Below are 23080 nucleotides of genomic sequence, written 5' to 3' on the forward strand. Positions count from 1 at the left end.
GCGGCGCGGCGAGCCCCAGGATGCCAACCCCCATCCGGCTGCCCTCGATCCCGACCTCGAGCGTGTCGCCGTCGATGACCCGCACGTACCCCGTGACGTCCACGCTCCCGCTGCCGGCCGGCGGCGCACCGCCCGGCCCGACCCGCTCGGCGTGCGTCGCTGCTGGCGCCCCCGACACCAGCAGCCAGAGCACAACGACAAGTACCGCCGCACTACGCCGTGCCGCGCCCATGATGGCCTGTCCCCCGTCCCCGTCACCGGGGTTGTCCGCCCCTGCGCGGTTGGAGCGCGCGCCCCTGCGCTCCAACCACGACTGTCCTTCACCCAAGCCTAATGTTCGGTGGTTCTCATTCCGTTGAGTCTGCCCTTCGGAAGCGGCAACAATGGTCAGTGCATACGACGCACACTTGTGACGCCGCCGACTCGGAAGTGCGATATGGGTAGCGTAGGCAGATGGCTCGTCGCCGGGCTGTTCTCCGCGGGACAGCATATGGTTGTGATCTGCTTGAGATTTCTGTGGAGGACGAGTTCTCTACCAGCGATATCATTTCGAAGACCCTGTGACAAGTAGTCGAGTAACAGACGAAGGAATGTTTCGATTTGATACAGTCCGGTTACGGGCCCATGAGATACATGCCCCGTTTGCTCGAAATAGTGACCGTCCCTCGTCAGTATGTGTGGTCATGACTCGTGATTCTGTACGGCTGCGACATTTCTATGAGTGCTGCGTACCGTAGATGGTTCATTGCTGCATCCGGTTGCGTTCTGGTTTCATCGGCGCAGCCCGCCACGGTCGGCCGAGCCTCTGTGCTTGCGGTGTGAAGTCGACCGCCCAAGCCGCCCCCCAGCCGTACCACGCCCCCACCTTCTCGCGCCCCCCAACGAGATGGCGGCTGGCCGTGAGCCTGACAGTGCCAGGAGCACGTCTCCAGGTCTTGTCGCCCCCGGAGCAGTCCGATTTTGTCGCGTATGCGCATCAGTCCGTTGCTGTCCCTGTTGTTCGTGCTTTTTCTGGTAACGTATCCCACAACCACCGATTCGCCGCTTGCGCCTGACCTTTCGACCGCCTTCGCGCAGACCAGCTGCCCGACCGGGCAGTACCGTGCCGAGTACTTCAACAACCCGTCGTTGAGCGGCTCGCCGGCCCTCGTGCGGTGTGAGTCGCGCATCAACTACCGCTGGGGTACGGATGCCCCAGCCAGCGGCATCCCCGCTGACAACTTCTCCGTTCGCTGGTCCGGCAAGTTTCGCTTCGATGCCGGCACCTACGTCTTTTCGGCGACGGTTGACGATGGCATTCGCTTCTGGCTTGACGGCATCAAGACGCTTGAAGAGTGGCGGAGCCAGTCGCGAAGCTTCTCCCGCCAGCGCGATCTGACGGCCGGCGAGCATGAGATCACCATCGAGTATTACGAGGGGAGTGCGTCGGCTACGGCTATCTTCGGCTGGGAGAAGGTCGGCGGCTTGCCGAGCGACCCGGACCCCACGGCGACCCGGACCCCAACGCCGAAGTCGGCGGCCACCGCGACGCCCGTCCCCAGCAGCACGCCGACGCGGACCGCCACGTCCGTGCCGCCTACGGCAACCTCTGCCAGCGGCTGCCCGACAAACCAGTACCGTGCGCTCTACTACAACAACACCTCGCTGAGCGGAACGCCGAAGCTGAGCCGCTGTGAGTCTGGCCCGATCGCGTACCGCTGGGGTACGAACGCGCCAGCGAGCGGTATCGGCGCGGACAACTTCTCGGTGCGCTGGTCTGGCACGCACGATTTCGATGCCGGCACGTACACGTTCCGCGTCTTCTCAGATGACGGCGTGCGGCTGCGCGTGGATGGCGTGACGATCCTCGACCAGTGGAAGTCGCAGGCGGCGGGCTGGGAGATCCAGCGGACGCTGACGGACGGCCCGCACCAGATCGAGGTTGACTATTACGAGGGGGCCGCCGGAGCCACCATCGAGGTCGGCTGGACGCGCTCGACGGCCGGCAGCACCGCCACGCCTGGCGCCACGGCGACCCGGACGCCAACGCCGAAGTCGGCGGCCACCTCGACGCCTGTCCCGACCGCGACCTCGTCGTCCAGCTGTCCGCTGGGGCAGTATCGCGCTGAGTTCTTCGCGAACACTACGCTCAGCGGGACGCCTGTGGCCGCGCGCTGCGAGGCCGCCCCGATCTCATCTGACTGGCAGTATGGCGCGCCGTTCTCGTCGCTGCCGGTCGACAGCTTCTCGGTGCGCTACGTCGGCCGGTTCAAGTTCCCCATCAGCGGTGACTACACCTTCACCGCGAACGTGGACGACGGCGTCCGTGTCTGGCTGAACGGCACGCTGCTGATCGACAACTCGGCGAACCGGCCGGGCACGTACACGGCTGTGCGCTCGTTCCCGCCGGGGGTGGTCGCCGAAGAGCATGAGCTGAAGGTGGAGTTCGTCGAGAAGGGCGGCGGCGCGAAGATCTCCTTCAACTGGGCGCAGGGCTCGACCGCCCCGACGCCGACGCCGACCACGACGGGCTCGGCCCCGCCGCCGACCTGCTCGACGAGCGTCGGCTCCATCACGGTGCCGTCTGGCTTCTGCCTGCACGATTTTGCGACCGGGCTGACCGCCGTCCGCTTCATGACCTACAGCCCAGACGGCGAGTTGTACGCCTCGCTGCCGAGCCAGGGGCGCATCGTGCGGCTGCCGGATGCGAACAAGGACGGTGTGGCAGACGGCGTCTACACGTTCGCCAGCGGCCTGAACAAGCCGCACGGGCTGGTCTTCCACAACGGCTACCTGTACGTGGCGGAGACGAACTCCGTCACCCGGGTGCGGGATACCAACGGCGACAAGGTCAGCGATCAGACCCAGCGGCTGGCCGCGCTGCCCGGCGACTCGGTCCACTGGTCGCGGACGATCATCGTCGGGTCGGACGGCAAGCTGTACGTCTCGATTGGCTCATCGTGTGATGCCTGCGTCGAGACCGACGCTCGCCGCGCGACGGTGATGCAGTTCAACGCCGACGGCACCGGCGGCCGAGTCTACTCCGAGGGGCTGCGCAACGCGGTTGGCCTGGCCCGACATCCGTCCACGGGCCAGATCTGGGCCAGCGGCAACGAGCGCGACGGCATGGGCGACAACTTCCCGGCCGAGATCCTGTCCCGCCTGATCGACGGGGCCGACTACGGCTGGCCGCGCTGCGCCAACGGCACGACGCCTGACACCCGCTTCACCGGCGGTTGCGGCGGCGTGACCCCGCCCGTGATGACGTTCCAGGCACACTCGGCTCCGCTGGGCATCGCGTTCTACACCGGTACGCGGTTCCCCTCGACGTACCAGGGCAACCTGTTCATGGCGTTCCACGGCTCGTGGAACCGCACCGATCCGACCGGGTACAAGATCGTGCGGGTGCCGTTCTCGAACGGCCAGCCGACGGGGCAGGTATTCGACTTCGCGACGGGCTGGCTCCGCGGCGACGACACGGTGCTCGGACGGCCGGTCGACGTGGTGACGGCCCCGGACGGCGGCCTGATGGTCTCCGACGACCGGGCGAACCGCATCTACCGGATCGTGTACGGGACGCCGTAGCTGCAAACGCCGCGCCACATGAGCCTGAGGCCCTCGCCCTGGCGGGTGAGGGCCTTTCCTTCGCTCGTTCGGCTGCCTCACCAACGCGAGCCGTGCCCGTGCTGGAGTACCCTCCCCGTGAGTACTGCAGGGGGCACGATCGATGAAGATCACACGGGTCAGAGTGTTCGAGGTCGAGGGCGAGGAGCGCTCCGGCATGGCGATCTACGAGATCGCGCGGCAGGGGCTCCAGGCGAACGAGGCCGGGCCGTTCCGGCAGGTCTACACCCAGATCGAGACAGACGAGGGCATCACCGGCCTGAGCAGCGGCGGCACGGTCGAGACGCTGGCGCTCGGGCAACTGCTGATCGGCGAAGACCCGGTGCGCGTCGAGTACCTCTGGGAGAAGCTGTACCAGAACGCCTACCATCGGCTGCGGATGGCGAATCTGGCGGTGCTGGACCTCTGCCTGTGGGACATCATCGGCAAGGCCAAGAACGAGCCGGTCTATCGGCTGCTGGGCGGCCCGACGCGGGACCGGGTCCGCGCCTACGCTGGCATGCTCGGCTTCTCGACGGACCCCGAGCGGGCGGCGGCGCGCTCGCAGGAGTTCGTGGCGCAGGGGTTCACGGCGCTGAAGTGGTACGTGCCGGCCAACGAGCGCGAGGGCAAGGACGGCCTGCGCCGCAACGTGGCGCTCGTCAAGGCCGTGCGCGAGGCTGTCGGGCCGGACATCGACATCATGGTGGACTGCCTGCTCTCCGACCCGAAGCCGAACTCGATCCTCTACACGATCGACCTCGCGCGGCGGCTGGAGGAGTTCCGCCCGACCTGGCTGGAGGAGCCGCTCAACTTCGACGATCTGGACGCGCACGCCAAGCTGGCCCGCTCGACCAGCATCCCGATTGCGTTCGGGGAGCACTTCTACACCCGCTGGCAGATCCGGGTCATCATCGAGAGCGGCGCGGCGACGGTCCTCCAGCCGGACCCGAACGCGGCGGGCGGCATCACCGAGATGCGGAAGATCGCGGCGCTGGCGTCAACCTACGGGATGCCGGTGGTACCGCACGCCAACGAGTCGTGTCGGAACAACCTGCACTTCCTGTTCGCCAACACCGAGCGGACCTGTCCGCTGGGCGAGTGGGGCGGCAAGATCAACGTCAACGTCCAGCACTTCTACCGCGACTGGTACGCCCCGAAGAACGGCTACTTCGAGCTGCCGGCCGGCCCGGGCTTCGGCTACGAGCTGGACGAGTCGAAGGTCAAGCGCCGCACCGAGATCGCCTGACGAATCGGTAACGGGTCGTGCCGCGTAGTCAGGCGGCACGACCTCCAACTACAGGTCGAACGACAGCAATTCTTCGGCGAACAGGATCTCGCCGCCGAAGATCGCACGGACGTCCCCGATACCCTTCTCCAGCGGGCCGTGCTGCGAGAGGTGCGGCCCCATGTGGGACAGGACCAGCTTCTTGACGCCGGCCGCCTGAGCCATCTCGGCCGCGCCCGTCGTGCCGCACTGCCCGACGTTCTCGCCGTTCGTGTTCATGATCTCCTGGTTGTCCCAACACATGCAGAGCATCACGTCCGCGCCCCGCGCCAGCTCGATGACCGTCTCGCAGGGCTGGGTGTCGCCGGTGAACACGACGCTGCCCTCGGGCGTGTCCAGGCGGTAGGCCAGCGAGTCGAGCCAGGGCTGGACGTGCTCGGCCGGGGCGGCCGTTACCTTCCAGGCGTCCTGCTGGTACACCAGCCCGGGGCCGATGTCGAAGGTAGCGACTGACGGGGGCAGCCGGGGCAGCACGCCGCCTCGGTTGACGTAGACCTGCTGGCTGGTCGGGGCGTTCACCCGCGCGATCCAGTCATGGGCGAACGCCCCGACCTCCTTGTCCAGGATCCGGCGGGTGAACTCGGTGGTGGGTGGCGGCCCGAACACCTGCAATTCGTTCGCCTTGCCGGCCGCCTGGTCCCAGCGACACAGCAGGAAGCACGGATAGTCTACATCGTGGTCGAAGTGGTGGTGCGTGAAGAAGAGGTAGTCGATCTTCGTGGGCCAGAGGCCGGCCTTGACGAGCTTGTGGGTGGCTGCAGGGCCGCAGTCGAACATCAAGTACTCGTCGCCCACGTTGACGACGTACGACGAGCCGAACCGCTCGGCGGTCGGGGTGGGGGTGCCAGCGCCGAGGATGTAGATTCGTGCCATCTGCTCCCTCGCAGCGACGTGGGCCTCCCCTGCACCGTATCGGTGAGCGGGCGACGCCACCAGTGATCGACATGCCGGCAGAGGGTGCCCTATCTGATCCGTGGCGTCAAGCCCGGTCGAACGGCCATCTGCCGCGTGCTACCCTGCCCGTAGACCGGCGGTCGCACGCTGTTGCGCGTGAGGCGTGTGGGCCGGACCATACTGGCCGGCATCGTCGCTATCGAGCAGCGGGGAGCGCGGGCGCAGTCAGCCCACCAATCCAGAGGAGGAGCACTCGTGGCACCGAAGATTCGCCTCGGGTTCGTCGGCGCAAACGTCCACTCGGGCTGGGCCTCGCAGTCGCACTTCCCGGCCCTGCTCGCCAGCCCCGATGTCGAGATCACCGCCGTCTGCACCACCCGACCCGAGACGGCCAAGGAGGCGCGCGAGGCGTTCGGCGCCAAGCTCGCGTTCCACGACTACCGCGAGCTGGTTCGCTCGCCGGAGATCGACGCCGTCGCCGTCGTCGTCAGGGTGCCGTCGCACGAGGGACCGACCAGGGCCGCCATCGAGGCCGGGAAGCACGTCTACACCGAATGGCCGCTGGGCCGGACGACCGCCGAGGCCGAGGAGCTGGCAGCGCTGGCACAGGCCCGAGGCGTGCAGACGGCGGTCGGCCTCCAGTCCAGGGCCAGCCCCGCCATCCTCTACTTGAAGGAGCTGATCGCCAGCGGCTACGTCGGGGAGGTGCTGGCCTGCCACGTCTCCTGCTTCCGTGATGGTTCGCTCGAACGCCCGTCGAGCCGCACCTGGTCGCGAGACGCCAGCCTCGGCGCGACAACCCTCACGATCGCCAACGGCCACGTCATCGACGCGCTCCGCTTCGTCGCCGGGGAGTTCGTGAGCGTCAGCGCGCTGGTGACCACCCAGTCACCCCAGTGGTTCGAGACGGATACGCAGCGGATGGTGGACGTGACCGCGCCCGACAACGTGCTGGTCAGTGGCCGGCTGGCCGGCGGCGCGGTGGCCTCGGTCCACGTCGGCGCGATGCCCTGGGCCGGCGGCGGGCTGCGGATGGAGTTCTTCGGTCGCGAGGGGACGCTGGTGGCGACGGGCTCTGTCTCATCGCAGCGCGGCGAGATGCCGCGGGTGCGGGGCGCACGCGGCAGTCACGATCTGGCCGACCTGCCGATCCCCACCCGCTTCGACGCCGTGCCGCCAGAGTTCCCGCGCGGCGATCCGTTCAACGTCGGGCAGTTGTACGCGCTGTTCGCGCAGTCGATCCGCACCGGGCGGCCCTGCACCCCGACCTTCGACGACGCCGTGAGCCTGCACCGCTTCGTGGATGCCATCGCCGAGTCGTCGGCGCGCGGCTGCGAGGTCCGTCTCGGCTGACCGGACAGCCTCGCACCAGGTGAGACTGCCGAATCGTCTCGTATCCCGCCACCGTGAGCATCGCGAGATACGAGCGAATCCCGGCACATCATCCCGAGCGGAGTGACTCTGCACCCGAACCCGTCATCCCGAGCGGAGTGAGCTTGCACCCGAACCTGTCATCCCGAGCGGAGTGAGCTTGCGAACGAAGTCGAGGGATCTTCCCCCTTGACGCGCACTGTGTCCGAGGAAGATCCCTCCACTTCGCTCGGTCCTCGCCGCGGTCGGGATGACAGTGGGGGCGGGTTCCTCGCCGCGGTCGGGATGACAGTGGGGGCGGGTTCCTCGCCGCGGTCGGGATGACGAGCAGTGTGTGGCTCGTGTCTCGTTGCGGTCGGGATGGCGGCGATGATGGCTGCTGACTCCGCTCGGGACGATGGCGCGGAGCGGGGTCGGGCGGTGAGGCAACCTCGACGTTACAGGATGCGCCCGACCGGCATGTTCACCCAGGCGCTCATCTCGTGCGGCGGCGTCACCGGGTCCGCCGCGCACACCGACCGTGGCGTCAGGTGGCCGAGCGTCGGCCAGCCGGCCAGCGCCATCGAGCAGACCATCTCGTCTTCGAGGATCTCCAGCATCCGCACCACGCCAGCCTGTCCGCCGGCCGCCAGCGCCCAGCCCTGCATCCGGCCCAGCGCCACCGCGTCCGCGCCCATCGCCACGGCCTTGAGGATGTCGCTGCCGCGCTGCACGCCGCCGTCGACCACGATGCTGGCCTTCCCCTTGGCCGCCTGCACGATCTCCGGCAGGGTGTCCAGGCTGCCCAGCCCGTGGTCGATCTGCCGGCCGCCGTGGTTCGAGACCCACAGCACGTCCACCCCGCGCGCCACCGCGATCTCGGCGTCCTCGGCCGTCTGGATACCCTTCACCATGAACGGCAGGCCAGCCAGGTCGCGGATGCGCTCCATCGTGTCCCAGGTCAGCCCGGCCTGGAACGAGCGGCTCGGAGCGCCGCGCCGCGAGGGCGGCAGGTAGCGGGTCAGCATCGGGCGCTCGCGGCGGCTGTAGTGGGCCACGTCCACCGTCAGGGCCAGCGCCGCGTAGCCCGCCCGCTTGACCCGCCTGATGATCTGCTCGACCCAGTCCATGTCGCCGTGGACGTACAGTTGGAAGATCTTCGGGGTCGAGGTGGCCGCCTGCGTCTCCTCCAGCGCCGGCTGGGTCACCGAGCTGATCGCGTGCATGATCCCGAACTCGGTGGCCGCCCGCGTCGCCGCGACAGCGCCCTCTGGATCGAACAGCTGCAGCGAGCCAATCGGCGCCAGGATGGCCGGGATCCGCAGCGTGTGACCGAGGAGCGTCGTGGAGGGGTCCATCGTGGTCACGTCCACGAGGATGCGCGGACGGAACGCCACCTTGTCGAAGGCGAGGCGGTTCCGGCGAAGGGTCGTCTCGGACTCCGAGCCGCCAACGAGGTAGTCCCAGGATCCCTGGTCCATGCGTCGGCGCGCTTCCTGAATGATCTCTTCGTTGCTGACGACGTCGTGCATCTGCATGCGGGCGCTCCATCTCACAGGTCTGATGCTTGTGTCGGCGTCAGGCTAGCGCACGGCATCGCCCGCGTGCATCTGTCGTCTGGCCGGCACTGATGTGCCCGCGGGGTGTGGCGTCGGGTACCATCGGGCACAAGGTCGCGGTGCTCGTGGCGGCCACGGGGAGCGGGTTCGTCTCGGGAGCGCGCATGCGCCGCCGACAGCAGCATCGTCAGGTTGCCAGCCGCCGCGTGCAGCACGCGGCGCTGCCGGTCTGCGCGGCAGTCTTACTGGTCGGCCTGAGCCTGGGGCTCGCCGGCCTGAGCCTGGGGCTGGTTGGCCTGAGCCTCTCCAGCGGCCAGTGGGCGGGTGCGCGTGTCCCCGCTGACGCCCTCGCGCACGAGCGCCCTGGCGCCCCGGTCTTCTGGTCTGTGGCGTCCTGGCCGCCGGCCTCGCCGCCGCTTGCGCTGACGGGTCCGCAGCGCGTCCTGATCGGCGCCAGCGTCAGCGAGAGCCGGCAGCGCATCGGGCTCTCGCTGACGCCGGGGATTCCGGCGATGACGTCGGCGCTCGTCGCTGGCGTGGCCACCGTCCTGCCCTTCCGCTGGCTTCCGCCACTCTCCCCCGCGCACGGTCAGCTTGCCGTGCGCGCTCCGCCGTCGTCTGCGCCCTCAGCATCGCCCCAGTAGACCCGGGCTCGGCAGACCCGGGCTCGGCGCGGACCCGGACGGCCACGCGGCGTACAGCGTGAGCCGCGTCGTCGCCGTCGCCGGCCGGAGCTGGGACTCTGGAGTAGTCGCGCACCGTCCTCGGTTCAGGCAGACACCGGCACGCAACAGCGTGAGCACGCAGGAGCGTGAGCATGGCACACAAGATGACTCGACCATCCACGGGCGCACCGCCGATCTCTCAGGCCCGCCCATGCCCTCAGAATACCGCCAATCATGTGATCCTCGACCTCAGCGAGGACGAGGCCCGGCTGGCCGGCCTCGGCGCGAGCCGCGTCGTCCACGTTGACCGCTCGCGCCAGCCTACCACCGGAGATCGCGTCTGGGTGGAGCTGGTGCGGCACGGCTCCACCCAGCGGCTCGTCCGAAGCTACGCGCTCGATGGCGGCTGGGTGACGCTCTCGACGCCCGGCAGCAGCGCGGCGGCCATCATGCGACGCCGCGCCGAGGTACTGGTGCTGGGAGTGGTCACGGACACGGCCGACTGCCCGGGCAGGGCTGCCTGAGTCAACGCTACGCTGGAATCTCCCCGGCGCTCCGTACGCCGCAGGGACGAGGTTGGGCATGCACCATTCGGGGATCCTCTTTGACATCGGGCTGGCCATCGTGGCGGCGACGGTCCTGGCCTACCTGGCACGGGTGCTGCGGCAGCCGTTGCTGCTGGCGTACATCGGGGCCGGGCTGCTGATCGGGCCGCCCATCTTCGGGCTGGTCCACAGCGAGGAAGCGATCTCCGAGATCTCGGAGCTGGGGCTGGCGTTCCTGATGTTCATCGTCGGCCTGGAGATCGACCTCAAGAAGCTGGTCAGCTCCGGCCGCATCGGCGCGCTGGTCGGAACGTTCCAGGTGGTCGCCTGCGCCGTGCTCACGGCACTGTTCGTCGTGCTGCTCGGGTTCAGCGGGCTGCCGGCGCTCTACCTGGGTGTCGCCTCGGCGTTCTCCAGCACGATGATCGTGGTCAAGCTGCTCTCGGACAAGAGCGAGCTTGACACGGTGGACGGCCGCCTGACGCTCGGCATCCTGCTGATGCAGGACGTGCTGGCCATCGTGGTGCTGGCCCTCCAGCCGAACCTCGACAACCCCTCGGTGGTGCCCATCGCGATCTCGGTCCTGAGCGGCCTGGGGCTGGTGGCGGGGGCACTGCTGGTGTCGCGGTTCGTCCTGCCTGCGCTGTTCCAGTTCGTCGCGAAGAGCCCTGAGATCGTGATGATCTCGGCCATCAGCTGGTGCCTGATCGTCGGCTACCTCGCGATGCTGGCGGACTTCTCCATCGCGATGGGGGCGTTGATCGCCGGCGTCACGCTCTCGGCGTTCCCGTACAGCCTGGACGTCGTCGCCAAGATCCGCAGCCTGCGCGACTTCTTCGTCACCCTCTTCTTCGTGGCGCTTGGCATGCAGTTGCAGATCGACTCGGTCCAGGTCGTGTTGGTGGCGCTGGCGCTGTCGGCCTTCGTCATCGCCAGCCGCTTTCTCACGATCGGGCCAGCCTTCTACCTGCTGGGGTACGGCTCGCGGGTCGGGTCGCTCTGCTCGCTGTCACTGGCGCAGGCCGGCGAGTTCGCGCTGGTCATCGTGGCGGTCGGCCTCTCGCTCGGGCACGTCGGGCGGGATGTTGCATCGATCCTCGCCCTGACGCTGGTCATCACCTCGACCATCTCGACGTACATGATCATGGCGAACCATGCCATCGCCCACAAGCTCGTCCACACGCTGCGGGCCATCGGTCTGCCGGAGCGCATGCGGCGCGGCGACGACGGCGAGCCGGGCCACGCGCACGGAGCGGCGCTGGTGGTGGTCGGGTTCCACCGCGTCGCCAGCTCGCTGGTCTACCAGGCGCAAGGCTCCTCGAAGGGGCACGATGCGCTGGTCGTGGATTTCAGCCCAGAGGTCTACCGCAAGCTCACCGAGCTTGAGATCCCCGTGGTCTACGGCGACATCAGCCATCTCGATACCCTGGAGCACGTCGGCATCGAGCGGGCGAGCGTCGTCATCTCGACTGTCTCCGAGGACTTCCTGCGCGGCACCGACAACCTGAACCTGCTGCGCCAGATCCGCCGCCTCAATCCTGAGGCCCGCGTGATCCTCTCAGCCGAGACGCTGGACCGCGCCCGCCAGATGTACGCCGAGGGCGCAGACTACGTGGTGCTGCCGCGCGTCGAGACGGCCCAGGCGTTCCTGGACGTGCTCGAATCGATCGAGAGCGGGCAGCTTGGCGACCTCCGCGAGCGTGCCCTGGCGGACCTCGCAGACCGCCAGGAGGTGCTGGCCTGACCGTGCCATCGCCCGGCCGCCGTCATCGCCAGGGCAATTGCATGTTCGTTGGTGTTCCCAACCCATCGTACGGCGCGCAGGCGGGGGTTTCAACCCCCGCCTACAGTCATTCAGTCGCTGCGCGACGGACACAGGGAACAGCAGCAACAGGTGAGACCGGGGCGTCGCGCAGCGACTGCAGGATCGTAGGCGGGGCTTTCAAGCCCCGACGAGGCGGCACGACGCGCTCAACATACGATTGCACTGGTAGCAGCATCAGGGCGATCGCATGTTCATTGGTGTACCCGAAGCATCATGGAACGGGCGGTCGGGGACTGAAGTCCCCGCCTACAGTCATTCAGTCGCTGCGCGACGGCCGTCGGGAACGGCCGGCACTGGTGCGACTGGCGCGTCGCGTAGCGACTGCAGGATCGTAGGCGGGGCTTTCAAGCCCCGACCACGCTGCACGACCCGCCCAACGTGCCATCGCCCGGCCGCCGTCATCGCCTGATTCCTTGTCTCTGGGCGACGGCACAGGCATGATGAGAGCGACCATATTCGGTCCTGGGCGCCGTGCGCCGTCCGGCGCGTGGTGGGAACCTGGCACGGGGAGCCTGTAGGCGTGGGGCGAATTGCGCGCGAAGTCGTCATCAACGTGTCGCCGGAGACGCTGTTCGCCTTTCTGGCCCAGCCGGAGCGGCTGCCAGAGTGGACGCCAGGGGTCATCTCGGTGACCAGGACCAGCGCTGGCGCGGTGGGCGTCGGCACGACGACGGAGACGGTCGTCGAGGCGTTCGGGATGCGCCAGACGCTGCTCGGCCGCTGCACCGTCTTCGATGCGCCGAAGCGGCTGGCTGTTCAGAATGAGACGGCCGGCGGCATCTCGGTTGGCGGGGTCTCCATCGGCAAGGTGATGACCAGCAGCGCCAGCGAGCTGATCCCCGAAGGGGCCGGCACCCGGCTCCGCGCGAGCTTCGAGTACAAGCTCGCGGCCGGGCTGCTGACGGGCCTCGCCGAGAGCGTCGCCGGGCCGCAGATGCAGCGGGACTTCGATCAGTCCCTGGTGAACCTCAAGCAGCTCCTCGAGCGCCCCGCTTCGACCGGCTGAGGCCGAGCGTCAGCCGGCGCTGGCGCGGCCGGGGAGCCGCCGTGTCCGCCGCCAGGCCCGCATCGGCGGCCGGGCGGCCCAGCAGCCGCGCCAGCCGTGGCCGCAACAGCACGGCCAGTCCACCCATCACCAGCGCCCCCACGCCGAGCCCCAGCAGCAGCGCGATGGTCGGCGCGAGCGACTCGACCGACTGCGCGCCGGCCGTGCCCGTCTCCAGGACGCCGACCTCCATCACACTCGTGCCGACGCCGACCAGGATCATCGTGGGGATCACGTCTCCGATGAGCGCCACGGTGGCGTAGGTGCGGAAGCGCAGGCGGGTCAGCCCGACGCCGTAGCTGAGCACGTCCCAGAGCGGCGCCAGCACAACGCGGGCGAGGATCAACGCCTTCCAGGTGCCCAGGCGATCCAGCATCGGCTCGACGCGCCAGAGCGTCCGAGGGCCGAGCAGCCGCGCCACGACGCCCCGCCCGAACCGCCGCGCGATCCAGAAGTTGATGCTGCCGCCGAGAACGCTCGCAAGCACACTCAGCGCGACGCCCTCCCAGAAGCCGAACAGGGCGCCCGCCGCCAGCCGCAACGGCGTGCCCGAAAGCGGCGTGATCACCACAGTCAACGCCTTTATCAGGACAAAGACCACCGGCGCGAGCGGGCCGGACGCCGTCACCATCGCCTGGAGGCGCTCGGCTCCGATCATCTGGACGGCGACGAAGAACGCCACGCCGCAGGCGACAAGCCCCAGGAGACTGGCGACTGCCGACCAGCGGGAGCCGCCTCGCTCCAGGGGCGGTTGACGGTCCGGCTCGGCCATGGGCGATGCCCTCCAGGCTGCGATCCGCGCGCGACCACGGCAGGCGCTCGGGCACACACACGGCCCCTCGCTCACTATGAACGAAAGGACGTGCCCAGACGTCCCTATTTCAGGCCAGCTTCATGCTGCGTGCCACGTCGTGATAGCGGGCGGGTACCATCTCGGCGTGAGAATCGCGCTGGTTGCCCCGCTCGTCACGCCCATCTCGGACCGAGAGACCCCCATCGGCGGGGCGCAGGCGTTCGTGACGGACCTTGCCCGTGGGCTGCTGGGGGCCGGCCACGAGGTCACCCTGCTGGCAGCCGATGGCTCACAGGTGGACGGCGTCCACACACCCGTGCTCGGGATCGACAGTCGCCGCCTGACGCCGGCCCGGTTCGATCAGGGCGCCGTTCAGCGAGTGCGGTCCGACCTGGACGAGCAGGACCGCGCCTTCGGCATCGTGCGGCGGTGGCTGGACGAGGCCGGCAGCGGCATCGACGTGGCCCACGCCCACGCCTACGATGCCCCGGTGTTCAGGCGGCTGGGCGGGGCGCAGCAGGCCGTCTGCCACACGCTGCACCTGCCGCCGCTCGACCCGGCCGTGACGGCTGCTGCCCGGGCCGCCGCCACCGATCCCCACTGGCCAGCCCACCTCGTGACCGTCTCCGAAGTAACAGCGGCTGCGTGGCGTGCGGAGGGCGTGCCGGTCCCAGACGTCGTGCCGAACGGCATCGACGTGGAGTCGGTGCCATTTCAGCCCGCGCCCGGGCGCTACCTGCTCTTTGCGGGACGGCTGGTGGCGGAGAAGGGGCCGGACCTCGCGATCCAGGTGGCCCGGGAGATCGGGCTGCCGCTGGTGCTGGCGGGCGGCCAGTACGACCCGTCGTTCGCCGAGCGTGCGGTGCTGTCCCAGGCCCGGACCTCGCTCGCGTGGCGGCCCGGCGATCCGCTGCCCGCCGGTGCGACGTATGTCGGGACGCGCCCCCGCGCCGAGCTGTTCCGGTTGATGGCCGGCGCGGCGGCGTTGCTGCTGCCCGTCCGCTGGCCGGAGCCGTTCGGGCTGGTGGCCAGCGAGGCCCAGGCCGCCGGGTGCCCGGTCGTTGCGTACAATCTCGGCGGGTTGGGAGAGGTGATCGCCGACGGTCGAAGCGGGCTGGTGGTCCCGCCGGGGGATCATGAGCGCTTCGTCCAGGCGGTGCGGCAGGCATTGACACTGGACCGCACGGCATGCCGAGCGTGGGCTGTCGAGCGGTTCAGCCTGGCCGCGATGGCGACGGCGTATGCGCGCGTGTACCAACATGCGCTCGGCGGGACGCCTGCCAGCCGCTGACTGCCGCCGCACACCAGCCTGCCCCGCACCGCCAGCGTGACCTCTGTACAGCATGATGCGCCCAAGCCGGGCGACGCCCGAGCCGGGCGACGAAGGAGCGTGTTGCCGTGACTGCCGATCCGTGGAGACTGGCCGGAAAGGTCGCCATCGTGACGGGCGGCGGGCGCGGCATCGGGCGGGCCACCGCCGAGCTGCTGGCCGAGGCTGGGGCCGCCGTCACCACCTGCGCCCGCTCCGAGGCTGAGCTGGCGGAGGTCGCCGCGCAGACAGCTGGGATCACGGCGCTGGCCGGCGACATCAGCGACGAGGCGTTCGTCGAACGGCTGGTCGGCGAGACGGTGGCGGCGCATGGGCGGCTGGACATCCTCGTCAACAACGCGGCGATGCTCGGTCGAGCGCCGTTCCTGGAGCTTGAGCCAGCCCTCTGGGATACGGTGTTGGGGGTCAACCTGCGCGGCGCATACCTCTGCTCGCGGGCGGCGTTCCGGCAGATGGCGGCGCAGCAGCCGGCGGGCGGCAGTATCGTCAGCATCGCCTCGCTGAGCGGGGTGCGCGGCCCGGAGAAGTTCCCCGGGCTGGCAGCGTACAACGTCTCGAAAGCCGGCCTGCTGGCGCTGTCTGATATCCTCGCCGTTGAAGGGAAGCCGTACGACATTCGCGTCAATGCGGTCTCGCCGGGGGCCGTCGAGACCGAGATGCTGCGGCAGGCCGGGCACGGCCTGAAGGCGCTCGCGACGCCGGCCGACGTTGCACGGACGGTCGTCTTCCTGGCGAGCGATCTGTCGCGGCCATCCACGGGAGCGAACATCGAGATTCTGTCGAACGCGTAGTCCAGATTGTTCACGTGCCACCTGCTTGTCATCCTGAGCGCAGCGAAGGATCTCCCAACCTTGACCGCCTCGTTTGGGAGATCCTTCGCTGCGCTCAGGATGACAGGCTTGTCGCAGACATGCATCCAACCCTTGAACGCGAGGCGCCGGTGGAGATCTCCTCCCTCTTTCTGAACATGGTGCTGGCGCTCGCAGCCGCCTTCCTGGGGGCGGTTGTGGCAGTCTGGCTGCGCCAATCGTTGCTGATCGGCTACATCGTGGCCGGCGTGCTGATCGGGCCGTACACGCCCGGCTTCGTAGCGGACCACGCGACGGTCGCCGCCCTGGCCGACCTCGGCATCGTGTTCCTGCTGTTCGCCGTGGGCCTGCACATCTCCCTGCGCGACCTGCTGCGCGCCGGCGCCATGACTATCGTCGGCGGGCTGGTGCAGGTCGTTCTGCTGGTGGGGATCGGCTACGCGGCCGGCCTCTTGTTCGGGTGGCAGCGGGTCGAGTCGCTGTTCTTTGGGGCAGTGGTGGCGATCTCGTCCACGACCGTCCTGAGCAAGGTCCTGGAGGAGCGCGGCGAGACGGGCGTGGAGTATGGCCGGCTGGCGTTCGCCTGGGCCACGGTGCAGGATCTGGCGGCGATTGCGCTGGTGGTGCTGCTGACGACGCTGGCGCACGGCAGCGATACGCTCGGCTGGGAGCTGGCCTGGGAGCTGGGGCGTGCGGGAGTCTTCCTGGCGCTGCTGGTCCCGGTCGGGCTGTTCGTCCTGCCGCGCATCTACGAGCAGGTGGCGCTGCTGCGGAACCGCGAGGTGTTCATCCTGGCCGTCGGCGCAACGGCGCTCGGGGCGGCGCTCGTGGCCTCGCTGTTCGGGATCTCGATTGCGCTCGGGGCGTTCGTCGCAGGCGTCCTGGTCAGCGAGTCGGACCTGTCGCACCAGATCCTCGGCGAGATCGAGCCGCTGCGCGACATCCTGGCGGGCCTGTTCTTCGTCTCGGTGGGGATGCTCGTCGATCCGATGTTCATCGTGCAGAACGTGCTGCTGGTGGCTGCGACGCTGGTGCTGATTGTGCTGGTCAAGGGCGCGGTGATCGCCCTGCTGATCCGCCTGTCGCGGCGCGGCCTGCGGACCTCCGTGCTGACCGGCGTGGTGCTGGCCCAGGCCGCCGAGCTCTCGTTCTTGCTGGCGTCTGTGGGCGCAGAGCTGGAGGTTGTCGGCACGACGGCGTTCAACGCGATGCTGGCCGGCTCGGCGCTCAGCACGATCCTGGCGCCGCCGCTCCTGTCGGCGATGGTCCCGCTGGTGCGCCGGCTGGATCGGCCGGGCGCGTTTGACCCGGGCGAAGAGCTGCCGGTCGAGGCGCTCGGGCGGCGGCGCTACGCGATCATCTGCGGCTACGGCCGGGTGGGGCAGGTGATCGGCGAGGCGCTGGCGCGGCGCAACGTGCAGTTCGTGGTGATCGACCAGGATCCGCGCCTCGTGCGAGCCCTGCGCGAGCAGGGGGTGCCGGCCTTCATCGGCAACGCCGAGAATACGGTGCTGCTGCAGCGGGCCGGCATCGAACGGGCGCATGCGTTGATCGTGGCGATGCCTGACGCCCTGGCAGCTCGACGGATCGTGGAGCAGGTGCGCCAGCATCGGAAAGACCTGGATGTGCTGGTGCGGACGCACAGTCTCGCGGAGCTGGCGACGCTCCAGAAGCGGGGGGCCAGCGAGGCGGTCCTGGGCGAGCTGGAGCTGGCGCTGGAGATGACGCGGCACACGCTTCACCGCTTCGGCGTGAGTGCCGTCGAAGCGGCGGCGACGGTCAACCGGCTGCGCGAGCGAGCGGCCGAAACGGCCCAGAAGCACGGCACCGACGCGGCCTTCTGGACGTGACGGCAGTCTCGTGAGTCAAGCCGTCTGACGGGTCGTCCCTGTGGATGTGTCTCCGACCTTGTCCCACCCGAGGCCACTGGCCATCTGCATGAGAATGTGCAGGAGGCGGCGCAGCCGCCGCCGATCATCTACGGTCATGTCCTGCTCGCACTGCGCCGAGCCCTGTTCCAGCCAGAGCGCGTACGCCTGCCGAGGCTCGTCCGACTGAAATCGCCGCTCGATCTCGTTGACGTACTCATGAGGGGTCATCAGATCGCGATCTCCCATGTGCGGCGGATACCTTCATCGTCCGGTGCATCGGCAGCGCGACTCGTAGCGAAGAGCGACTGAGCGGCAGGGCGATTGCACGTTCGTTGATGTTCCCGCAACGCGGTGAAACGCGCAGGCGGGGGTTGAAACCCCCGCCTACACTCACCCCGTCGCTGCGCGACGGGCGCCGGGAGCAGCGGCAACAGATGAGACAGGAGCGTCGCGAAGCGACTGCAGGATGGTAGGCGGGGCTTTCAAGCCCCGACCATGCTGCACGGCCCGCCCAACGTGCAATCGCCCTGGACTGAGCGGCCACTGTCAACTCGTTCGGTCCGTCCAGAATCTATAAGTATCACCGGGTGCCAGTCGCAGCACAATGAAGAGCCCGTTGTGCTAGTGGGTCACGCTGCATTCGATTGAACCCCCCACCCCCCGACCCCCTCCCCCGCACGCGGGAGAGGGGGAGCCGGATCAGCAAAGCCGACCATCTTCACGCAATTGCAGCGTGACCCACTAGTACAGCGAGGCGGAGGTCATTCGGGCGTTAGCCTGACGTACAGCACCCCGATCAGGTTTACCTCACCCCCCGGCCCCCTCTCCGCGCCGGAGAGGGGGCCGGGGGGTGAGGTGATCCCGGCTCGGACTCCGGATGCTATTCGACCAAGCTGTGCTAGGCGACCGGCGGGGTGCGGCGGGCCGTGGGCAGCGACACGCGCGACGGCGAGCGCGGCCGGACCAGCCGGCGCATGGCATCCGGGGCGCCGAAGCCGCCAGATTTCGTGATGACGGCCCGGCCGTCCCAGACGCCGCCGATCGCGACGCCGGCTGCGATGCCCGGCAGCGGCTCCTGCTCCAGGCGCAACCCCGAGATGCCCAACGCCAGCAGGCAGGCCCGGGCCGTCGAGCCGCCGGTCAGGAACAGACCGCCCGGCGTGGTGTCCTCCACCACCGTGCGACAGGCGCGGGCCAGCGCCCGGGCCGCGCGCTCGTCCAGGGAGAGGCCGCGCGTGGGCGCACCCGCCGCACCGGGCGTGACCACGAGCCGCAGCACGGGTGTCACGTCCTGGCGCAGCAGGCCCACCGCGCGCCGGCCGGCCGCCACGGCCAGCGCCGGCCGCGCCAGCAATTCGTCCACGTCAAGTTCGAGCACCTCCGCCCCGGCCCGCGCCAGCTCGACTACCTGGTGCCCGGTCACCTCGGTCTGACTGCCGGCGACAACCAGCCAGGGAGGGCCATCTTCGGCGGCGGCCGGCGCCAACGGCAGCGTGTGCGTCGCCACGGGGGCCGCCCCGCGCTCGGCACGCACCTGGACTTCCCACTCGGCCAGCGCCGCCGCCAGCCCGCCCGCGCCGGCCAGCAGCACGGGCTGCGGATGGCCCATCGCGGCGGCCACCAGCGTCGTGAGGTGGCCGGGCGTGTCCGCATCGGCCACCACCACGCGCGCCCCAGATGCTGACAGCGCCTGCAGGCGCTCGCCAACGGCCTCGACGCCGCCCCGCAGCGCAGCCAGATCCAGGACGCCGGTCCGGCGGTCGGCAGGCAGCCCGGCAAGCTGCGCGACCTTCCCCAACGATCCACGCCCGTCCACGAAGATCTCGCCGCCCTGGACCCAGCGCCCGGTCGCCGGGAAGGCCGGGCAGAGCAGCGCCAGCGGCGTGTCCCAGGCCCGCATGCAGGCCAGCAGCTCCGGCCCGACGTGGCCGCGCAGCGTCGAATCGACCTTCTTGAACAGGCGCGTCGGTTCGGCAGGGTCTGGGGAGCGTAACGAGCGGGCCGCGACGGCCGTCCGGGCGACGGCCAGCCGCCGGCTCAGGCGGCGGGTGTCGGCGTCGAGGGCCACCACGTCCACGCCGTCGGTCCGCCCGAGCGGGACCGGGCGCGGGGACAGCAGCACGCGCGTCGCAAGGCCGCGCCGCGCGAACGGCACGGACGAGTCGCAGGCGCCAGTCAGGTCATCCGCCAGGATGGCGAGGGTCATCGAGCACCAGCCGTTCCGCCCTCACGCTGACAGGGCGCTTCTGCTCCACCACCAGGCGAAGGCAGCGTGGCTGCGGCGCGGTCGCCAGTTCTCGGCCAGCGCGCGGACCTGCTGCTCGGTCGCCTTGCGGCCGAGATCGTAGGCTGGCCCGATGGCAACCTGCAATCCGACATCAGCGGCCGGGATCACGTCGGGGTGGCCGAGGCCGCGCATCAACACGTATTCGGCGGTCCACCGCCCGACGCCGCGCAGGGCCGTCAGCGTCGTGATAGCGTCCTCAGACGGCGCGTCGGCGAGGTGCTCCCAGGGGATGCGATCCTCGGCCACGAGCGCCGCCAGCCCACGGACGTAGTCGCTCTTCTGGCGGCTGAACTGGATCTCGCGGAGGTCGGCAGGGTCGGCCTCGGCCAGGCGGGCGGCCTCCGGAAAGAGCCGGTAGGTGCGGCCCTCGTACTCAAGGTGATCGCCGTACCGCTCCACCAGCGCCCGCTTCATCTTGTAGGCGAAGGCCAGGGTGATCTGCTGCCCGAGGATGGCCCACACCAGGCACTCGAAGGGCGAGGGCATCAACGGAGCGCGCGCGCCGTGCAGGCGGGCCAGCAGCGCCCCGAAGACCGGATCGCGCTCGGCGATCGGCAACAGCTCGGCCGGCTCCTGGTCGATCCGCCACCAGCGGGCCGCCTCGGCGGCAGCACACGCCAGCAGCCGCGGATCGTCCAGATCGCCATCCCCCACGGCCAGGATGCTCACCGTCAGCAGAGGAGCGTCGAGCGTGCCGCCCGGCGCGATCTCCAGCAGGACCGGCCGGCCGCCGAGACGGACGGCGCGTCGATAGCGACCGTCCATCACCACGTCGAGCGGCTCGAGCGGCGAGCGGCTGAGGTAGCCGAGCATCGGGCCGGGATTGAAGGGCGAGCGGGGCGTCAGGGTGATGGTCGGGTGGAGTTGGGGCATACGGGGATAGTACACACCAGCGGCCCACAAGCTCGTGGCCTGTCAGTCGTGAACGACCGGGTCGGGTCACTCAACGCGTCCCCCGTCATCCCAAGCGAAGTGAGCGTGCGAACGAAGTCGAGGGATCTTCCTCACGCTACAGGCGGAGTGGGATCTTCTCCTTCTGCGGTCGGGATGACGAGAGGGTGTGTTCGCAGGGCGATTGCATGTTGATGTCGTCGTGCCGCCGCGTCGGGGCTTGAAAGCCCCGCCTACCATCCTGCAGTCGCTGCGCGACGCTCCAGTCGCACCGGACGACGGCTGTGCCCGGCGTCCGTCGCGCAGCGACGGTGTGACTGTAGGCGGGGACTTCAGTCCCCGACCGCCCGTTCCATGATCCTTCGGGGACACCAATGAACATGCAATCGCCCTGGGTGTGTTCGTGCCTCGCCGCGGTCGGGATGACGATGGGCACCGAACGACCCTGCGATTCACGCCTGCCGAGCCACTAGACCTGGGTGGGCGGCACGTCCTCGGCTGGCCCCTCGCCGGCGGCCTCGGCCTCGCTGACCGCTTCGCCTTCACCCTCGGCCAGGATCTGGTACAGCCCCCGACGGGCGTCGGCCAGCACCTGCCGGGCCTGCTTGAGCTGCGTCGGCGTGGCAGCCTGCGAGACCTGGACCACCGCCATCGCGACCTGCCCGAGCAGCGGGAACAGCTCCGTGGAGCTGTCGATGAAGTCGGCCTTCATGGTCTCCCAGGGAGCGGCGACCTCATCCTTGTGGGCCTCGACATAGGCGCGGCCGGCCTCGGTCAAGCGGAAGCTGCGCCGTCCATCCTCAGTTGCCTCTTCGACGAGCCCTTCGTCGGTCAGGAGCTGCAAGGCCGGGTAGACCGAGCCAGAGCTGGGCTTCCAGAGACCGCCGCTCCGCTCGGCGATCTCCTGAATGATCTGGTAGCCGTTGCGCGGCTGCTCGGCCAGAAGCGCCAGCACGGCCGCGCGCACGTCGCCGCGCCGAACCTTCGGCCCGCGCCCGAACGGCGGGCCGAACGGACCCCAGCCGCCACCGCCACCGCGCCGGCCGCCCCTGCGGCCGGGGCCAAACTGCTCCCAGAACTCCGGGCCGCCGAACGGGCCGCCCGCGCCGAACGGCCCACCGGGACCAAAGGGTCCGCCACGGAAGCCGCGCCCACGCTGGCCGCCAAACGGCCACCCGCCAGACGGGGGCGGCGGTGGAGGCGGGGGGCCGGACGGCTGGTCCGGCCGGGGCCGGTCCTCAGGGCCAAAACGAGGGCCGCCCGGACCACCCGGGCCGCCCCGGCGGAGTCGCGGCTCCCAGGCGTCACCTTCACGACGCCAGGACCAGGGAAAATCACGCATCAGTCGTCCTCCATCGAGACTGTCGATAGTCGAATACGCGCTATCGATATATCGATAGTAGTACGAAGACAGACGTAGCGCAAGTCTTTTCGGCCGGTTCCGGGCGTTTTGGTCCTTTCGGCCTGCTGGCGGCAGGCTGCCGGGCCGGGCGCGCTGACGCTTCAGCGTGCGGCGTCTACGGCACGCGGTGTCCCAGCCGGCTCCTGGTCACCCGGGCCTCGGCCCAGTGCATGAAGCCGTGGTTCGTCACGGGGAAGACCAGCAAGAACGCGCTGCTCTTGCCGCCGTAGAAGCGCGGCAGCCACTGGGCGCGCTCCCCGACAATCGGCGGGACGGCAGCGAGGTGGCCTGCCACGTCGGGCACGGCGTCGAGCGCGTCGAAGTCGAGGCGCGCGACGACCTCGCGGGTCCGGCGTCCGACGGCTTCGCGGTAGGCCAGCAGCCCTGCCACGTCGATGCGCTCCGACAGCTCGCGCACGTCGTCGTCGCCATCGCCGGTGCCGACCAGCCGCCGCTCGACCTGCAGCTTCGTCGACCAGCCGCCGGCGTCCAGCACTTCCGGCTCGCCGCGCAGCAGCACGTTGACGGTCACATCCTCGATGCGCGTCATGTGCCAGAGGTGCCAGACGATGGAGCAGAGGCCGTCCGGGCTGGCGCGCAGCTCAGCCTCGTCCATGCGCTTAAGGGTGTCATCCTGCATGGTGAAGGCGCCGGCCGCCGCCAGCTCGGCCTCGGTACTGGTAGTCGCGGCGTGAATGCGCGTGTGATCCGCCAGGAAGAGTGCGCGAGCGTCCACGGTCGTGTCGCCTCCGGGTGGCAGCCGGGGTCGGCGGGGTGACGTGCATCTGTGGATGCCGCGTCAGGCCGGCCGGTCGGTCACCAGAGGGTAGACCGCCGGCCGGGCGCGCGGCGAGCGCGACTGGCAGGCGCGGCCCCGGGCGGCCATCGCCTGGGCGGCCATCGCCTGGGCGGCCATCGCCTGGGCGGCCATCGCCTGGGCGGCC

20 protein-coding genes are annotated in these 23080 nt (G+C 69.6%); 10 read left to right on the forward strand and 10 right to left on the reverse strand.

All coding sequences use genetic code 11. The features are described from left to right. Positions 1-232: hypothetical protein (locus IT306_28795; protein MCC7372445.1), on the reverse strand; the 232-nt coding region annotated here is incomplete at its 3' end. A gap of 737 nt (positions 233-969) precedes the next feature. Here IT306_28795 and IT306_28800 point away from each other — a divergent pair. Beyond that, positions 970-3564, forward strand: coding sequence for a PQQ-dependent sugar dehydrogenase (locus IT306_28800; protein MCC7372446.1), 2595 nt, complete (start codon positions 970-972; stop codon positions 3562-3564). 142 nt (positions 3565-3706) lie between these two features. Then, complete coding sequence (locus IT306_28805) at positions 3707-4831, forward strand: mandelate racemase/muconate lactonizing enzyme family protein (protein MCC7372447.1); 1125 nt, start codon at positions 3707-3709, stop codon at positions 4829-4831. 48 nt (positions 4832-4879) lie between these two features. Here IT306_28805 and IT306_28810 read toward each other — a convergent pair whose 3' ends face one another. Then, complete coding sequence (locus tag IT306_28810) at positions 4880-5743, reverse strand: MBL fold metallo-hydrolase (GenBank protein MCC7372448.1); 864 nt, start codon at positions 5741-5743, stop codon at positions 4880-4882. 276 nt (positions 5744-6019) lie between these two features. On the opposite strand from IT306_28810, the gene IT306_28815 reads away from it, so the two are divergent. Further along, a complete protein-coding gene (locus tag IT306_28815; protein MCC7372449.1) occupies positions 6020-7117 on the forward strand; it encodes a Gfo/Idh/MocA family oxidoreductase in 1098 nt (365 codons plus the stop codon). A 455-nt stretch (positions 7118-7572) separates the two neighbouring features. On the opposite strand, the gene IT306_28820 is transcribed toward IT306_28815, so the two are convergent. Then, positions 7573-8652 (reverse strand): alpha-hydroxy-acid oxidizing protein, encoded by a 1080-nt coding sequence (locus IT306_28820; GenBank protein MCC7372450.1) that lies wholly within the window; start codon positions 8650-8652, stop codon positions 7573-7575. A 185-nt stretch (positions 8653-8837) separates the two neighbouring features. Between IT306_28820 and IT306_28825 the strand changes: the two genes are divergently transcribed. The 4 genes from IT306_28825 (at position 8838) to IT306_28840 (ending at position 12714) form a co-directional block, all read left to right on the forward strand. Beyond that, positions 8838-9317, forward strand: a complete 480-nt coding sequence (locus IT306_28825; protein MCC7372451.1) for a hypothetical protein — start codon at positions 8838-8840, stop codon at positions 9315-9317. A gap of 173 nt (positions 9318-9490) precedes the next feature. Continuing rightward, positions 9491-9862: a hypothetical protein gene (locus IT306_28830; protein MCC7372452.1), complete on the forward strand. Its 372-nt coding sequence runs from the start codon at positions 9491-9493 to the stop codon at positions 9860-9862. A gap of 58 nt (positions 9863-9920) precedes the next feature. Continuing rightward, entirely contained in the window at positions 9921-11627 is a 1707-nt protein-coding gene (locus IT306_28835; protein MCC7372453.1) for a cation:proton antiporter, read from the forward strand. A gap of 601 nt (positions 11628-12228) precedes the next feature. Then, positions 12229-12714, forward strand: coding sequence for an SRPBCC family protein (locus tag IT306_28840; protein MCC7372454.1), 486 nt, complete (start codon positions 12229-12231; stop codon positions 12712-12714). Here the strand turns inward: IT306_28840 and IT306_28845 are convergent. Next, complete coding sequence (locus IT306_28845) at positions 12677-13525, reverse strand: TVP38/TMEM64 family protein (protein ID MCC7372455.1); 849 nt, start codon at positions 13523-13525, stop codon at positions 12677-12679. The two genes, IT306_28840 and IT306_28845, sit on opposite strands and share 38 nt — an antisense overlap. A 166-nt stretch (positions 13526-13691) precedes the next feature. Here IT306_28845 and IT306_28850 point away from each other — a divergent pair, with 166 nt between their 5' ends. From IT306_28850 to IT306_28860, 3 genes are all read left to right on the forward strand, one after another. Then, positions 13692-14837: a glycosyltransferase gene (locus tag IT306_28850; GenBank protein MCC7372456.1), complete on the forward strand. Its 1146-nt coding sequence runs from the start codon at positions 13692-13694 to the stop codon at positions 14835-14837. A 107-nt stretch (positions 14838-14944) separates the two neighbouring features. Then, a complete protein-coding gene (locus IT306_28855) occupies positions 14945-15667 on the forward strand; it encodes an SDR family oxidoreductase (protein ID MCC7372457.1) in 723 nt (240 codons plus the stop codon). A gap of 149 nt (positions 15668-15816) precedes the next feature. Next, on the forward strand, positions 15817-17535 hold the full coding sequence (locus IT306_28860) for a cation:proton antiporter (protein ID MCC7372458.1): 1719 nt from the start codon (positions 15817-15819) through the stop codon (positions 17533-17535). A 15-nt stretch (positions 17536-17550) separates the two neighbouring features. Here IT306_28860 and IT306_28865 read toward each other — a convergent pair whose 3' ends face one another. From IT306_28865 to IT306_28890, 6 genes are all read right to left on the reverse strand, one after another. Next, positions 17551-17784 (reverse strand): hypothetical protein, encoded by a 234-nt coding sequence (locus IT306_28865; protein MCC7372459.1) that lies wholly within the window; start codon positions 17782-17784, stop codon positions 17551-17553. Between the two features lie 670 nt (positions 17785-18454). Next, positions 18455-19762: a four-carbon acid sugar kinase family protein gene (locus IT306_28870; GenBank protein MCC7372460.1), complete on the reverse strand. Its 1308-nt coding sequence runs from the start codon at positions 19760-19762 to the stop codon at positions 18455-18457. Between the two features lie 21 nt (positions 19763-19783). Beyond that, positions 19784-20716 (reverse strand): DNA-3-methyladenine glycosylase 2 family protein, encoded by a 933-nt coding sequence (locus IT306_28875; protein MCC7372461.1) that lies wholly within the window; start codon positions 20714-20716, stop codon positions 19784-19786. Between the two features lie 487 nt (positions 20717-21203). Continuing rightward, complete coding sequence (locus IT306_28880; GenBank protein ID MCC7372462.1) at positions 21204-22076, reverse strand: PadR family transcriptional regulator; 873 nt, start codon at positions 22074-22076, stop codon at positions 21204-21206. 175 nt (positions 22077-22251) lie between these two features. Continuing rightward, positions 22252-22872: a DinB family protein gene (locus tag IT306_28885; protein ID MCC7372463.1), complete on the reverse strand. Its 621-nt coding sequence runs from the start codon at positions 22870-22872 to the stop codon at positions 22252-22254. A 63-nt stretch (positions 22873-22935) separates the two neighbouring features. Beyond that, positions 22936-23080: hypothetical protein (locus tag IT306_28890; GenBank protein MCC7372464.1), on the reverse strand; the 145-nt coding region annotated here is incomplete at its 5' end.

The organism is Chloroflexota bacterium (genome assembly GCA_020850535.1).
Taxonomy (GTDB): domain Bacteria; phylum Chloroflexota; class UBA6077; order UBA6077; family JACCZL01; genus JADZEM01.

Bases quoted from the DNA above. Each gene is read 5' to 3' on its own strand.
- IT306_28845 (MCC7372455.1), bottom strand. From the start codon at position 13,525: ATGGCCGAGCCGGACCGTCAACCGCCCCTGGAGCGAGGCGGCTCCCGC.
- IT306_28830 (MCC7372452.1), top strand. From the start codon at position 9,491: ATGGCACACAAGATGACTCGACCATCCACGGGCGCACCGCCGATCTCT.
- IT306_28820 (MCC7372450.1), bottom strand. From the start codon at position 8,652: ATGCAGATGCACGACGTCGTCAGCAACGAAGAGATCATTCAGGAAGCG.
- IT306_28800 (MCC7372446.1), top strand. From the start codon at position 970: ATGCGCATCAGTCCGTTGCTGTCCCTGTTGTTCGTGCTTTTTCTGGTA.
- IT306_28805 (MCC7372447.1), top strand. From the start codon at position 3,707: ATGAAGATCACACGGGTCAGAGTGTTCGAGGTCGAGGGCGAGGAGCGC.
- IT306_28835 (MCC7372453.1), top strand. From the start codon at position 9,921: ATGCACCATTCGGGGATCCTCTTTGACATCGGGCTGGCCATCGTGGCG.
- IT306_28870 (MCC7372460.1), bottom strand. From the start codon at position 19,762: ATGACCCTCGCCATCCTGGCGGATGACCTGACTGGCGCCTGCGACTCG.
- IT306_28865 (MCC7372459.1), bottom strand. From the start codon at position 17,784: ATGACCCCTCATGAGTACGTCAACGAGATCGAGCGGCGATTTCAGTCG.
- IT306_28880 (MCC7372462.1), bottom strand. From the start codon at position 22,076: ATGCGTGATTTTCCCTGGTCCTGGCGTCGTGAAGGTGACGCCTGGGAG.
- IT306_28810 (MCC7372448.1), bottom strand. From the start codon at position 5,743: ATGGCACGAATCTACATCCTCGGCGCTGGCACCCCCACCCCGACCGCC.
- IT306_28825 (MCC7372451.1), top strand. From the start codon at position 8,838: ATGCGCCGCCGACAGCAGCATCGTCAGGTTGCCAGCCGCCGCGTGCAG.
- IT306_28875 (MCC7372461.1), bottom strand. From the start codon at position 20,716: ATGCCCCAACTCCACCCGACCATCACCCTGACGCCCCGCTCGCCCTTC.